This window comes from Mucilaginibacter sp. 14171R-50, from assembly GCF_010093045.1.
Classification (GTDB): Bacteria; Bacteroidota; Bacteroidia; order Sphingobacteriales; family Sphingobacteriaceae; genus Mucilaginibacter.
In genome coordinates, this window is the sequence record NZ_CP048115.1 from 4234870 (window position 1) to 4249412 (window position 14543).

General features: G+C 43.4%; 16 protein-coding genes. 3 read left to right on the forward strand and 13 right to left on the reverse strand.

Annotated elements, in window-relative coordinates; all coding sequences use genetic code 11:
* Positions 1 to 51: 51 nt before the first annotated feature.
* The 3 genes from GWR56_RS19095 to GWR56_RS20735 all read left to right on the forward strand — a co-directional run bounded on the left by GWR56_RS19095 (position 52) and on the right by GWR56_RS20735 (position 2447).
* Positions 52 to 1509: a YitT family protein gene (locus tag GWR56_RS19095; protein WP_162432794.1), complete on the forward strand. Its 1458-nt coding sequence runs from the start codon at positions 52 to 54 to the stop codon at positions 1507 to 1509.
* Positions 1510 to 1738: 229 nt separating this feature from the next.
* Positions 1739 to 2272 carry a transposase gene (locus tag GWR56_RS19100; protein WP_162432795.1) on the forward strand — a complete coding sequence of 178 codons (534 nt, stop codon included), beginning with the start codon at positions 1739 to 1741 and terminating at the stop codon, positions 2270 to 2272.
* A 46-nt stretch (positions 2273 to 2318) separates the two neighbouring features.
* Complete coding sequence (locus GWR56_RS20735; protein ID WP_255456701.1) at positions 2319 to 2447, forward strand: hypothetical protein; 129 nt, start codon at positions 2319 to 2321, stop codon at positions 2445 to 2447.
* Positions 2448 to 2552: 105 nt separating this feature from the next.
* Here the strand turns inward: GWR56_RS20735 and GWR56_RS19105 are convergent, their stop codons facing one another.
* From GWR56_RS19105 to GWR56_RS19165, 13 genes are all read right to left on the reverse strand, one after another.
* Positions 2553 to 3599 (reverse strand): adenylate/guanylate cyclase domain-containing protein, encoded by a 1047-nt coding sequence (locus GWR56_RS19105; RefSeq protein ID WP_162432796.1) that lies wholly within the window; start codon positions 3597 to 3599, stop codon positions 2553 to 2555.
* Positions 3600 to 3650: 51 nt separating this feature from the next.
* Positions 3651 to 4025: a response regulator gene (locus GWR56_RS19110; protein WP_162432797.1), complete on the reverse strand. Its 375-nt coding sequence runs from the start codon at positions 4023 to 4025 to the stop codon at positions 3651 to 3653.
* A gap of 68 nt (positions 4026 to 4093) precedes the next feature.
* On the reverse strand, positions 4094 to 5422 hold the full coding sequence (locus GWR56_RS19115; RefSeq protein ID WP_162432798.1) for a sensor histidine kinase: 1329 nt from the start codon (positions 5420 to 5422) through the stop codon (positions 4094 to 4096).
* 66 nt (positions 5423 to 5488) lie between these two features.
* The gene (locus GWR56_RS19120; RefSeq protein ID WP_162432799.1) at positions 5489 to 5935 is read right to left on the reverse strand and encodes a phosphatidylglycerophosphatase A; all 447 of its coding nucleotides are present in this window, start codon (positions 5933 to 5935) and stop codon (positions 5489 to 5491) included.
* An 82-nt stretch (positions 5936 to 6017) separates the two neighbouring features.
* Positions 6018 to 6839 (reverse strand): DUF475 domain-containing protein, encoded by an 822-nt coding sequence (locus tag GWR56_RS19125; RefSeq protein WP_162432800.1) that lies wholly within the window; start codon positions 6837 to 6839, stop codon positions 6018 to 6020.
* Between the two features lie 13 nt (positions 6840 to 6852).
* Positions 6853 to 7815, reverse strand: a complete 963-nt coding sequence (locus GWR56_RS19130) for a hypothetical protein (RefSeq protein ID WP_162432801.1) — start codon at positions 7813 to 7815, stop codon at positions 6853 to 6855.
* A gap of 7 nt (positions 7816 to 7822) precedes the next feature.
* Complete coding sequence (locus tag GWR56_RS19135) at positions 7823 to 8965, reverse strand: toxic anion resistance protein (protein WP_162432802.1); 1143 nt, start codon at positions 8963 to 8965, stop codon at positions 7823 to 7825.
* 111 nt (positions 8966 to 9076) lie between these two features.
* Positions 9077 to 9691 (reverse strand): TerD family protein, encoded by a 615-nt coding sequence (locus GWR56_RS19140; RefSeq protein ID WP_162432803.1) that lies wholly within the window; start codon positions 9689 to 9691, stop codon positions 9077 to 9079.
* A 97-nt stretch (positions 9692 to 9788) separates the two neighbouring features.
* Positions 9789 to 10343 (reverse strand): TerD family protein, encoded by a 555-nt coding sequence (locus GWR56_RS19145; RefSeq protein WP_162432804.1) that lies wholly within the window; start codon positions 10341 to 10343, stop codon positions 9789 to 9791.
* Positions 10333 to 11181 (reverse strand): phosphoribosyltransferase family protein, encoded by an 849-nt coding sequence (locus tag GWR56_RS19150; protein ID WP_162432805.1) that lies wholly within the window; start codon positions 11179 to 11181, stop codon positions 10333 to 10335. The genes GWR56_RS19145 and GWR56_RS19150 overlap by 11 nt, the downstream gene beginning before the upstream one ends.
* A complete protein-coding gene (locus GWR56_RS19155) occupies positions 11181 to 11879 on the reverse strand; it encodes an HAD family hydrolase (protein WP_162432806.1) in 699 nt (232 codons plus the stop codon). Before GWR56_RS19155 ends, GWR56_RS19150 begins: the two co-directional genes overlap by 1 nt.
* A gap of 368 nt (positions 11880 to 12247) precedes the next feature.
* Positions 12248 to 13066 carry an N-acetylmuramoyl-L-alanine amidase gene (locus GWR56_RS19160; protein ID WP_162432807.1) on the reverse strand — a complete coding sequence of 273 codons (819 nt, stop codon included), beginning with the start codon at positions 13064 to 13066 and terminating at the stop codon, positions 12248 to 12250.
* Between the two features lie 155 nt (positions 13067 to 13221).
* The gene (locus GWR56_RS19165; protein WP_162432808.1) at positions 13222 to 14541 is read right to left on the reverse strand and encodes a TIGR00341 family protein; all 1320 of its coding nucleotides are present in this window, start codon (positions 14539 to 14541) and stop codon (positions 13222 to 13224) included.
* Positions 14542 to 14543: the final 2 nt, after the last annotated feature.

Here is a 14543-nt window from a genome sequence, read left to right on the forward strand (position 1 = left end):
CACTATTCTCTTCAAATTGATATCTTAGCGGTACCAAACTCAGCGTTTATTATGCTTGACAGCCCCGAAGGCAAATACATATTAGAGAGGTTGCAGCGCGAATTGCCTGTGCAGTTCAGCTATCACAATACTGATCATACCCTTGATGTTTACCACTCGGCAAACGCTATTGCCGCTCAGGAAGGTATCGGCGAAGCTGACACCAAAATACTGCTAATCTCTGCGCTTTACCACGATTGCGGCTACATACAGCAAATACATGAGCATGAACAGGCATCGTGTAACATTGCACGCCACGCGTTGCCCCAATTTGGTTACAACGCGGATGATATAGAAAAGATATGTACGCTGATTATGGCTACGCAGTTACCCCAGCAACCAACCACCCTGCTGGAAAAGATCATTTGCGACGCCGATCTGGATTACCTGGGCAGGGAAGACTTTATTTCAACCGGCAGCAGGCTGTTTAGCGAAATGCAGGCGTTCGGCATCATAAACAACGCGGAAGAGTGGGATAAAATGCAGGTAAGGTTCCTGCAAGGTCACCACTACTTCACCAGTACATCAGTAAATAACCGGGAGCCAAAAAAACACGAAAATTTACGAACTTTGCAAAACAAAACTTCAACCTTAATGACCAGTAACAACGCTATAAAAATAGGCCTCTTAGATACCGTTTATACTCTTGCGGGCATTTTGTTTTGTGGGTTTGCTTTAAAAAGCTTTTTGGTACCAAACGCTTTTTTTGATGGCGGGGTAACCGGTATTTCGCTGCTGATACATGAGCTTTATCACATAAACATTGCTTACGTTATCATCCTGGCGAATATCCCTTTTATTATCATGGGGGCGTTCCAGGTGAATAAATCCTTCGCGGTAAAAACTTTCCTGGCTATAGTGGGCGTGGCGCTGTGCCTGCTTTATATCCCTTATCCCGAAAAAATAACATCTGATAAATTGCTGGTATCCATATTCGGCGGCGTGTTCATGGGCACGGGCATAGGCCTGGCCATACGCGGCGGCTGCGCGCTTGACGGCATCGAAGTACTGGCGCTTTACACCGGCAAACGCATCAGCTTCACCATCAGCGAGATCATCCTGGGTATCAACATCGTTATTTTCCTGATAGCGGCGGTTAAGGTAGGGCTGCCTACATCATTATACTCCATTATTACCTATTATACCGCGTCGCGCACTATTAATTTTGTAATAGAAGGTTTAGAGGAGTACACCGGTGTAACCATTATATCCGGCCAAAATGCGGCAATTAAAGAGATGCTGGTGAAACAGCTTAGTCGGGGCATTACCGTTTATAAAGGCGAACGCGGTTTTCTGAAAGAAAGTTTTGATGTAAGCCACCCTGTGGATATAGTATTTACCGTGGTTACCCGCTTAGAGCTTAGGCGATTGAGAAACATGGTACACGAAATAGACCCGAAGGCGTTCATCTTTACCAGCATCATTAAAGAAGCCGCAGGCGGGGTTCTAAAACGCAGAGCAAGGCACTAAGATAAGTCTTAAGTTAAAAGTCGGTAGTCTTTAATTTTTTCACTTTCAACTTAAGACTTTCGACTTAAGACTCATTAGATAAGTCTTAAGTTAAAAGTCGGTAGCCTTTAGTTTTTTCACTTTCAACTTGAGACTTTCGACTTAAGACGCATTAGATAAGTCTCGCCGCCGTTGTTGGTGTTGTCACCAACAACTATTGTATATGCAATGAACATGCACGATATTAGTTATGAATGGCCATATCAATTTCGATCATCATCCCCAGTTTTTTACCGCAACTATCTTAGAGTGGAAACCGCTGTTAAAAGAAGACACTTTTAAAAATATTATTATAAAAAGCCTTCATTTTTTATCTATAGAAAAAAGCGTTGTGGTATACGGCTTTGTGATAATGCCAAACCATATTCATTTGATATGGCAGATACAAGATGGATTTAAACAAGATGTTATTCAGATGCGGTTCTTGAAATTTACTGCGCAGCAAATGAAATTCAGGTTAATAGACACCAAAGATGTGAGGCTGTCGTCATTCTTAACCAATGCTAAGGATAGGAAGTATCAATTTTGGGAAAGAAATGCATTAAGTATCGATTTGTGGAATCCTGAAGTATTTTTGCAGAAATTGGATTATATTCATAATAATCCTTTACAGGATAAATGGCGTTTAGCAAAATTTCCTGAGGAATATAGGTACTCGTCAGCTAAGTTTTATGAATGCGGAATAGATGAGTTTGATTTTCTTAAACATTACAGCGGAGATTGATTAGTATTGCGGTTTGTTGGTGACAACACCAACAACTATTATTAGGATGGCTAATTTGCAAGGTTGGATGCATGGTGGTTTGCTGGTGAAAACACCAACAACTATTATTACGATGGCTAATTTGCAAGGTTGGATGCATGGTGGTTTGTTGGTGACAACACCAACAAAGGCGTAAGGCATTACAGCGGAGATTGATTAGCATTGCGGTTTGTTGGTGACAACACCAACAAAGGCGAATTTTTTCACTTCCAACTTGAGACTTTCGACTTAATACTCAATACTATTCAATCACCTCGTAAGTAATAACCGGCTTTAGCTTGTTTTTTAGGGTAAACTCGCCGTTTTCGCGGCATTTGAACGACTCTTTGGTTTTATGGTAAACCTCCTCGGTGATGATGATCTGTCCGGCTTTGGCTATGCCTTGGAGGCGTTGCGCCAGGTTAACAGAATCGCCTATGACAGTGTAGTCTAATCGTTTTAACGATGCTGATCCGATATTGCCGGACACCATTTCGCCACTATTGATACCCACAGATATCTGAGGCTTGAACTTTTTGCCGTTGCCGGCGTCAATTTCAGGTTCGTTTGATAGCTGCGACTTAATTGAAAGGGCGGCATCAATGGCCCTGTCAAGGTGAAATTCGCCACGGAATACTGCCATAATAGCATCGCCCATAAATTTATCAACATGGCCCCCCTGTGTTATAATTTCTTTAACTATCCTATCAAACAAGCCATTAAGCAGGGTAACAACAGTATTAGCCGCAACATGCTCGGTAATGGCCGTAAAACCGCAAACATCTACAAACATTACGGTAGCTTCCAGCAGCTCGTTCTTCATCAGGCTGCCTTCAAACTCCTTATGCGTCATAAAATTCAGCACGTTCTCGTCCACATACATCTTCAGGATGTTGTTTTCTTTAATCGCCCTTAAGGTTTCCTGCAGTTGCCTTACATACGATATGGTTTTTTGCATGGTAACATCAAGGTCGTCAAAATCCACCGGCTTCATGATAAAGTCGAAGGCCCCGCGGTTCATGGCGGTGCGGATGTTTTGCATATCGCCGTAGGCCGATACAACAACGGCTTTAAGTGTAGGGTTGGCTTCGGGCAGATGAGTGAGCAGCGTAAGGCCGTCCATCACCGGCATGTTAATATCAGACAGGATGATATCCAGATCGGGGTTTTCCTTAACACGCGCTAAAGCTTCTTCGCCGTTTTGCGCGAAGATGAATTCATATTCGCCCTCCCTGATCTTACGGCGAAACTTTTGTTTTACCAGTATCTCCAGGTCAGCCTCGTCATCCACAACCAGTATCTTAGCCATTTTGATTTATCAGTTAATTGATTTATTGTTCAGCAAATTTAAATCTGCACACTATAACGTTTTTAATTTTTCCTTTAATAGATTAAAGTCCAAAGGCTTGGTCAAAAAGTCATCCGCCCCTTTATCCATCGCCTGTTTGTAATTTTCGTCGTCGCCATAGGCGGTTATCATCATTACCACGGGCGGCGGCGGCGTGGGGAAATCCTCGCGAATGTGTGTAAGCAGTTCGATACCGCTCATGCCCGGCATATTAATATCCGACAGGATAAGCACGACTTCGGAGTGTTTATCTTTAAGGTAATCAAGCGCTTCCTCGCCCGATTGCGCAAAGTCAAACTCCACCTCGTGATTTCTGATCTCTTTCCGAAAACGCTGTAAAAAAAGCGGCTGAACGTCTGCTTCGTCGTCTACGACTAATATTTTCATGCGAAAATAATTATTGATTTAGTGTCCCGATAGCCATCAGGATTGTGATTGATTTATTTACATATTCATCAGGCAATGGGCAAAGTTATAATAAACTCCGACCCTTCGCCTTCTTTGCTATTAATGTTGATATGGCCTTTATGCGCCTTTACAATAATATCATAGCTCAAAGAAAGGCCAAGCCCTGTACCCTCGCCTGCCGGTTTGGTGGTAAAGAATGGCTGCATGATTTTATCTTTAATGGCATCGGGTATACCGCTGCCATTATCTTTTATCATGATCTCGGCCTCCTGTCCTTTAGGGGTTACTATGGTACGGGTTGAAACCTCTACGCGTGGTTTAAAATCGCCGCCAATGATCTTTTGTTTTTGATGCACGGCGTAAAACGCGTTGGTGAACATGTTCAGCAGCACACGGCCCACATCCTGCGATACCATATTGATGGATGGCAGGTTGGGGTCCAGATTTGATACCAGCTCTGCATTAAACGATTTATCTTTGGCACGCAAGCCATGATATGCCAGGCGAAAATATTCGTCGGCTATGGTGTTCAGGTTGGTTGGCTCTTTCACGTTGCTGCTGGCGCGGCTGTGCTGCAACATGCCTTTAACAATACCGTCGGCACGCTTGCCGTGATGACGGATCTTTTCGAGGTTTTGCTTAATATCAGCCGCGATGGCATTGGCCTCTTCTATATCGCCTTTTGCCATTTCTTCTTCCATCTCGTCGATAAGTTCCATACTTACTTCCGAGAAGTTGTTTACAAAGTTCAACGGGTTCTGTATCTCGTGTGCTATACCGGCGGTAAGCTCTCCTAACGATGCCAGCTTCTCCTGTTGTATCAGCTGGGCCTGCGTAGCCTGTAATTCTTTAACGGTTTCCTGCAGTTCGTTACGCTGTTGGGTTATTTCTGCGGTGCGTGCGGCTACCAGTATCTCCAGCTCATCTTTACGTTCGCTTATGCGCTTGAGCTCGCTTTGTTGCTTTTTGGACGTTGCGACACGCAGAAATATCCATCCGAAAGCGACCAATTGAGCGGTTTGCCAATAGTTATCGTAGTTGTGAGAAAACTCAAAATTTTGGGTTGCCAGTTCAACGGCATTGGCTACAACAGCTACTACTATTAAAGGGTAGTGTGCATTTATTAAAACCCTGAAACGCTCAAAATCCGGTTCGCGTTTCAGAAATTGCACTACCCCTAACAATACAAGGGCAATCACAATTCCGTTAACTTCATCGCTTGGTATAAAATCGTCAAGCAAAAAGAACAAGCCTACAGTGCCTAAAGCTACACCATATAAAGCCATGTTCCATTTTGAAGCGGCTGGGGTTAACTTTATTGACTTGCGCAGGCGCATTGCAAGCAAGAAGAGCGCGAGATAGGTAAAAAAATGCATACCCTGATAAAAGTTTTAAGTTTAAACTAAGGTAATAATTATACTTAATAAGTAGTTGTAAACGTCTTAAAACTTAATAAAATGCGCTATTATCTGCAATACAATATTACCATACACACCTGCCACCACATCGTCCATCATTACGCCGGTACCGCCGGGCAGGGCTTCCATTTTGCGGATGCCGAGCGGCTTTACAATATCAAAAAAGCGGAACAGTACCAGCCCTATCAGCAGATAATATAAATGAGGCGGTATAAAAAGCATGGTAACCAGCATGCCGGCAACTTCGTCTATCACTACACGGTAGCTGTCTTTTCCCCAAAAAGGCTCAACCTTATCACCCACATAAATGCCTAACAAGGTTATTATTGCGGTTATTGCCACCAGGTACCAGGGGCTTTGCAAACCCGGCTGCTGCCATAAAAGCCAAATAAACGGACAGGTAACAATAGCGGCCAGCGTGCCGCCCCCCTTTACATACCCTATCCCGAAAATTGATGCGATAAGTTTCAATTAATTATTGATTTAGTGAATATTGTCCCGATAGCTATCGGGATAGTGATCTTCATCTGCATATCTGAAATCTGCACATTTATTAGCTTTTATCCAGTACGCCTTCGGCATCTTCTGCAACCTCGGGTTTGATGATATTCTTTTTAGGGAAGTTAAAAAAGATAGAGGTAAGTACCGGGATAATAAATACCGCAACGGTAAATACCGATACGGCAATATCCGCGGTTTCGCCTTCCATAAAATTGGAAAAGCCAGCTTCCGGGAAGAAATGCACGTATAAGGATGCCGTCAGCTTAACACCCAACACCCCTATCACCAAAAAGGCAACGGTTTCTAAAAAGGTGAATTTCTCCATCAGCTTAACAAACGCCTGCGCTACGAAACGCATAGCTAATATACCGATAAAAACACCGGTGTAGATCAGGAACACATGATCGGTAAAGGCCACGGCAGCAAATACGTTATCTATGGAAAAGGCAAGGTCCATCAGCTCTACCAAAGCTACGGTTGCCCAAAAAGTGCCTATTAAACCGACGGTTGATTTGTATAACCAATTTTTGCTTTTATCAACGCTTTCTTCTCCGCCGTCATCGTTTTTAGCCGCTAATTTCTTTTTAAAATAATCGAAAGCCAGGTACAGCAGGTACAAACCGCCCAATGGTTTCAGCCACCATATTTTTACCAGCCACGCCGCCAAAAACAAGCATACGCCACGCAAAACATACGCGCCTATTATGCCATAACGCAACGCGCGGCTGCGCTGATGCTTTGGCAGATCGAGCACCATGGTGGCCAGTACAGCCGCATTATCAACCGATAAAAGGCTTTCGATAACAATAAGGTTCAGCACAACCAACAGGCCGGCCTTTATATCCTCGCCAAGTAGTGTATGTAATAGGTCCATTTGTAATCAGTGTTTAAATTATATCTGTATTTAACATGGTTTTTAAAATATTCGCCTGCACGTCAAACGTGTTCATATGGGCTAAAAAGTTCACGTCGGCTATTTTCTTATAGTCCTCGGCCAGCAAGGTTATGATATTTTCGGGCAGATGGGTTTTTAATAAACCGGCCTTGCCGGTTAGCTGTACATTTTTATCGCGCAGCTCGCGCATCATGCGCTCGCGTTTGCTAACGGTGTTCTTCAGGTCAAGGTCGCCCAGTTTGGCTACATCGCAAAACAACAGCACATTGTTAAGCGGCGAAAACAGGAAGTATTTGTTTACATCCTTAAACCGGTAAATTTCCAGCACAATATCGTTGGCGCGCAGGCCGCAATAAAAATCAACCTTAAAATCATACTTACAAAGGCTTCCCATCAGCTTGCGCTGAATGGTGGCATATTCGTTTGTATAAACATCAGCCGGGTTGTATTGCAGCAGCTCATAAACCAGTTTAGTAGAGATGCTAAAAAAGTAATCGCCCGAAAAATGCGAGCTAAACTTGTTGATATTGCCCACAAACGGGTACTCTGCCGAATTATCAGAAAGCACCTGGAACAGCTTACGTAACGACTGGCTCATTTTAAGCGCCTGCCGCTGCTTATCGTTCTGGTAGTTTTGCTCGGTGTAAACCGAATCGTCCATCTGGTCTATCAGCTGGTTGTTTAAGGCAACCTCATCAAGCAGCAGGTCGGCCTGGGCCTCGTTGTTCTTCTTGATCTTTTTAAGCAGATCGATAAGGGTTTGTGTAAACTGGAGATGAAACATCTCCAGTTGGTTAATATCAAGCTCGGGATTTGTTTGAAATAGCTGGTGCAGTACTTGGGTGCGCAGGTAAATCTTATAAATTACATCGTTATTAAAAAACACCGATAACAGCTGCAGTTTGCTGATAACCCGTGTTGATGCATTTAATATGTTTAACCTGTTTTCATCCATATGCCGGTTAACGTGTATTGGTTACATTCTTTTTGAGCTCGGTCTCTAAAGTTTGCAACTCCGTATTAAGCGTTTTCCTGTTTTGTGTACCCTCGTCGTGTATCCGCTTAACTTCGGTTAAGGTTTCAATTAACGATTGTGTGGTACGTTTTAAAGTGTCCAAAGATACCACAGTTTTTTCATTCTCGCGGGCTACATCAATACTGTTTTGCTTAAGCAGTTCGGCATTTTTTTGCAGTATGGTGTTGGTTGTGTCCGATATCTTCTTCTGCATCTCAACATTGGCCTTTTGCCTGTTCAATGCCACGGCTATGGTCAATTGATTTTTCCAAACCGGGATGGTGGTTGATACTATCGACTGTGCCTTTTCGGCAATGGTGGTGTTGTTGTTTTGCACTACGCGAATCTGCGCCAGCGATTGCAACATAATGAAGCGTACCACTTTAAGGTCGGCAAGGCGTTTATCCAGGCGGTTAACATAATCGCGCAGGTCGGCAATTTCATAATCCTGGTAGGCCGATGGATTGCCGTCCATAACGGCTAACTGCTCGTTAAGCTCTTTATATTTTAACTGACCCGCTATGATCAGTTCTTCCATCTGGTGGATAAAGTCCACATTGCTGTCGAACATGGTTTGCAGCGATGCATTATCCTTGATGGAGTTTACGCGGCCGGCCTTTATTTTATTTACTATCTTATCTACATTGCTCACCACCAGGTCGTATTTGGCAAACATTTTTTTAGTATCCATAACCAGGCTGCGGATAATCGGGATACGCGATAACACCCTCATAAAGGCGTTTTGCTCCAGCTCATCTACATCAATGTAGTTCAACTCGTGCAGCAGGTCGGTTATCAGCGTACCCACCTCGCCCGCATCAAACGTACGTACGGATGACAGGAAAGTATTGCTGTAACGTTCCATCCCCTGTTGCAGGTCGGCACCATAGTTTAGTATGGAGTTTACATCGGCCGGGTTCAGGTCTTTAGCTTTTTCGCTGTATTTCTGTACCTCGGCAGGGGTAATGTTGGTTAAATCAACATTGCCTTCTTTATCAAGTTTAACCGGGGCGTTAGCGTTTGGCGCCGTAGCAGGTGGCGGCGTAAAATCAGGCAGGCCCGCACCCTCGTTGGTTAGGTTGGTTTCCATTGTTTTTAGTTTTTTTTATGTGAGGCCTCACCCTGCCCTCTCCAAAGGAGAGGGTTCTAAAAATTCTTAAAGCCCCTCTCCTCTGGAGAGGGGTTGGGGTGAGGCTTTAAGTTATAAATAATTCCTCATCACCGTGTTAACGGTTTCTTCCAGCTTGCGGTCTTTGGTGGGTTCGCCAATGGCGTTAAATTTCCATTCGTCGTTTTTTACGTAAAATATTCCCATCACCATTGATACATGGCCCCTGAAATTCGATCCGTTAGCAATATCATAGGTGGCAAATATCTCGTTCACCCGCTTTGGCGTGCCTTCGTAAATACGGATAGACGCAAAAGGGATAGTACCAAAATCCTGTCCCCTGAAACTGTTCAGCACAAAAGCTACATGTTTTACCGCAGGGTTAAGTGCCGAAAAATCAAGCGTGATCACCTCGTTATCCAGGCCGTCGTCGCCGCCCATATCGCCGGTAAGGTCATCGCCGCTGTGGCGTACTGCCTGGTCTTTTGATTTTAAATTACCAAAATAAACCACATCTATCAGTTTCTTGTTCTCGTCGAACAAAGCGCAGCTGGCATCAAGGTCAACCGCTTCTTTTGAGCCTCCGAAACCAAACAGACCTTTCTTTTCTATAGCGCCCCAGTTTATACCTACGCAAACGTTTTGCAGCTTGCTGCCGTTACTTTTTTCGAGGCTTATGCGTTGCCCCTTTTGAAGATTTATTGCCATTGCTTTTTAATTTAGTTAAGAGCTGAAAGCAGAAAGTCTAAAGCTAAAAGCCCTTTGTGTTCTTTCCGTTTTTAGCTTTCTGCTTTAGCCTTTCAGCTTAATTGTATTTATTTAAATAATCCTGCAGGCCGCCTTTCATGCCCACGCCCACCGCTTCAAATTTCCATTTGTTATCGCGTTTGTAAATGCGGCCAAACTCAACGGCTGTTTCTATCGAGAAATCCTCTTCCAGTTCGTATTTCAGTATATCGGTATTGGTAGCGGCATCAAATATGCGAACAAACGAATTGCGTACCTGGCCAAAGTTCTGGCGGCGGCTTTCGGCTTCGTGTATGGTTACTACCACGCATATTTCGGTTACGCGCGGGTCAATTCTGGTCAGGTCTATCTTGATCTGCTCATCATCGCCGTCGCCAGCGCCGGTAAGGTTATCGCCGGTATGCTCAACAGCGCCATCAGGCGATTTCAAATTGTTATAAAACACAAAATGCTCGTCGCTCAATATCTTTTTATTATCGCCCATCACAAAAACCGATGCGTCCAGGTCAAAGCTCGCCCCGGTTGATGATGTGTTGGTATCCCAGCCTAAACCTATTGTAAATTTAGGAGCGTCGATAGCTTCGCGCTGCCCCTTTTGAAGATTAATTGCCATATTGTATTAGTTTATAATTATCTAAAAGTAAAAGTTTTTTAATAAAGTTAAGGTTCTGCGCATACGCTTCAATGGTATGGTAACCGTTGCCTAATGCCATATTGTAAAGCTGCTCTGTAAACTGCACCGACTGGTTTTGAATAAACACGCAAAAGCTATCAAAACTATAGTTCAAAATATATTTAACTATACGGGTGTTGATCCGGAAATCGATGCTTTTAATAATCCCTTCCAGGTCAAAAATCGTTTTCACCTGGTGGTAGTTCAGGTAGTTCTCTACATTGGGGTGAATATCCGTATTAATCAGTTCAGCAAAGTACAGCATGTGGATATCATTATCCAAACCATACGCCTTAGCCATTTTCATGATCATGCGCTCGTGGCTGCCGGTAATGCGTATATCATCCAAAAATATCAGCGTTTTACCTTGTAAAAAAACTTTATCGATATGGAACTGATCGTTACCTATCAGGTTCATCCTTTGCTCGGCATTCAGTTCGCCATAGTCTTCTTTATAAGTAATGGTACGATGCACCTTGGTTTCCTGCACAACGGGCAGGCCCTGCCCGGCCAGCCAGTGGTTAAGGCTGTAAACAAACCAATCCTTCATGGCAAAAGTCGCCGTCGGGATAAACGAATAGGGGCTTGAAATCACCACTATCTGCTGTGATATAGGGTTATCGGCAAGGTAATCGTTAATAAACCCCTCGGCCAGTGCGGTACCAAAATCTTTGGATACTGCGCCGTCGCCAAATTTAAAGCGACTATAATCGTCGGCATTAAAGCCAAAAGTAGTGTCGTGGTGTATATGGTGCAAAGAGTATGTGTTAGTTGTCATTAACTTACAAGGCTTAATATAGTGGCACTGTTTACATTAACAAGCATTGAGCTTATTCCAATTTCCTGAGCAGGTTTTACATCATTTTTAGCATTATCGCCTATATGAATGATATTGGTTAAGGGGATATTTTTGCCGGCATTACATATATCAATATTGTTTAGCATCAGCTTAAAAAAATCGTGATTTGGTTTTGACATGCCAGCCTCGTCAGAGTAAAGCTGAAAATCGAAATAGTTATCAAGCCCGTAAAGTGCCAATACCTTTCGTAAAGTTTTCCCGGTGATGTATCCTGTATTGCTCAACAAACTAAAAGTTGCCCCGCTTTTTTGTTTTAGATGCTGCAGCGCTTCAATTGTTACATCTGAATAGGGCTGCGGCGGATAGGTAAACAGCAATTCCTCCATTTGCAGGTGCAGTTGTGCATAGTCGATATCATCAATATTTAACCGATTGCCATTGATAAGGCTGATCACCATCAGGTACATTTCATCAGCGTCGATGTTCTTGCCGGTCTTTTCGTTCACGGCGTTGCACATCAGGTCAACCTGCCGAAAGATCAAGGCGATATCGTCAACGGACTTACCGGTATTATTAAAATTTTGATGAAAAAAATGCGCGCGTTGTATCTTAAACTGCGGGTTTGATTTGATAAGTGTTAACCAAAGGTCAAATGAATAGTGCTGATAGTAAGGCATTAGCAGGTATATACGGTTTAAAAGCCGGCAAGCCGGCCGTTAACTAATATATGCCTTTTATGCTTATTAGTTTTAAAAAAGTAGTGAAATTTGTATTAGCTTATTGTATGAGGCCTCACCTCACTTACTTGTTTAACCTCACCCTGCCCTTTTTCATAAGGAAAATAATATAATAAACATAAGCATTGGGTTGTGCGATTCCCTCCCAACGGGAGGGTGCAGGGAGGGGTTTGGCGTAAGCAGGGCAAATAAACCCCTCCCTGCCACTTCACATACCTACACACCCCTCCCCAGGGAGGGAATTAAGCAATAAACTACTTTTGTACCACTCGAGGACCATAATCTTCAGAAAAGGTGGCAGACGCCTTTTATTGAATGGTAAGTGCTGCACGATAGGCCATTATAGCGCGGATAATGCTTTGCACGATCTGTTGCTGCCCTTCTTCCGAATTCAAGTACGTTTCTTCTTCAGGGTTATTGATAAAACCGGTTTCGATAAGTACAGCGGGCATAGCGCTGTTGGCCAGCACGTAAAGGCTTTGCTCGCGCACGCCTATCGAAGGGCGACCGTCTGTTTCGGTAAATTCCTGATTTAAAAATTCGCCGAAGTGGATACTTTGTTTGCGGTATTTTTTGGTAAAAGCATCCAGGATAATAGCATTAGCGGGGTCGGTGGCGTCAAGCGCCTCATATTTTTGCTGGTCCTGCTCTATCAGGATAGACGCGTTCTCGCGCATCGCCTCCAGCTGCTCGCCGGCGCGCTTTAAACCATAAACTAATAACATAACACCGCTTTGCTTACGCGCCCGGTAAGCGGTGCCTTCGGCAGATGAGTTACAGTGAATTGATATGAATAAATTGCCCTGCGATTTGTTGGCGATATCCGAGCGGCGCCTTAACTCGATAAAAGTATCGTCAGAACGTGTCATTACTGTAGCTACATCGGGTATTTGCGCTTGTATAGCCGCTTGCAGTTTCCTGGCGATGGCCAGGGCTACGTTTTTCTCTAACGATGACAACCCCTTTGCACCGGCATCTTTGCCGCCGTGGCCGGCATCAATAATAATTTTTTTTAGCTTAAAGCCGCTACTTTTAAGGGTGTCTGCCGCAGGCGTAAACGAACAAAGCAGCATATAGAAACATAAAATGCCAACAGTAAATACCGGGCCGAAATATTTTTTATTCATTTATATAATCAGGGAACGCTAATTTAACTACCTACGTATTAGCCTGCAAAAATAATAAGCTAATACTTTATAGTGACTAAAATATCTCACTAAAGCTTAACAGCTACAATATTTTATTTTCTTAACAGTAAGCAAAGTTACCTGCCATAATCGGGCTATTGCGAAATTAGTTTTAGTTGTGGCGACTGGTAACGCTTTTGCAACCACGTTTGCAACTTCACAACATCCGGTTTGTTTAGCGGTTTTGCAAAACGCACCAGGGCAACCTTCTGCGTATCTACCAATGTTGTATCGGGGCGTAATACAGCAATTTTACTTACGCCAAAAGATTGTACCGCCGGGTAAAGCGCTTTTATTTCTGTAAGTACCGAACTGTCTAAATTGATTTTTCTTTGTGGCACTTTAACAGTATCGGTTGTTAACTTTGTACTGTAAACATCTTCAAGTATGCTTGCTTTGATCTGGGAAAGATCAAGCTCCTGTTTTGCATTTAGCCCCTGCCTGATATTTAACTGCACATTTTGCAGGCGATACTTTTTCATCAGGTGCCTCAGAGAATCTGTAACAGGTTTTTTAAGCACGGCACCTATCAGCAGCAGGTCGATTTTTTGTTGCTTGGCCGTATAGGTAAATGACTTAGAAACCACCTGTGTATTTTTGAAATCAAACTCCTGCTCTACAAATCTGCGCGCGTTATTTTCAAATATGCTTTTATTTACAATGCGGTAAGCCATATAAATACTCGGTAATAAGGTTACCAAAACTATTATCACAACGTATCTTGTTACTCTCTTTTCCGCCCCGGGGTCGTCAAACGCTTTTTTGCGCATTTTTAGATACCTGGTCATTAAAAAAGTGGCAATAGCGATAAATACGCTGTTAATAAAGTAAAGATAGATAGCCCCCAGGAAGAAATACCAGTTGCCCATGGCAAGCCCAAATCCCGCTGTACATAAAGGTGGCATTAAGGCTGTAGCTATTGCAACACCTGGTATAACGTTGTTTTTTTCTTTCCTTGAAGCAGCTACCATTCCGGCCATACCACCAAATAGTGCAATAAATACGTCCCAAATAGACGGCGAGGTGCGGGCAAGCAATTCAGATTGCGCGTCGTGAAGCGGGGTTATAGAAAAGTAAATAGTGGAAGTAATAATACTAATGATGGTTGCTACCAGCAGGTTTTTCCCGCCCTTTTTAACCATTTCAAGATCATTGATGCCCACCCCCAGGCCAATACCCATTACCGGCCCCATTATTGGCGAAACTAGCATAGCGCCAATAATAACAGCGGTAGAATTTACATTTAGCCCTATAGAAGCGATAAATATGGCAAAGATCAGCGCCCAAAGGTTTGCACCGCGAAAATCTATATTCTTACGTATAGATGAAATAATATCCTGCTCCTCAGCCTTATCCTCCTGCAGGTTAAACCTATGGGTAAGAAAATATCTGATGCGGTGTAAAAAATCACTCATAA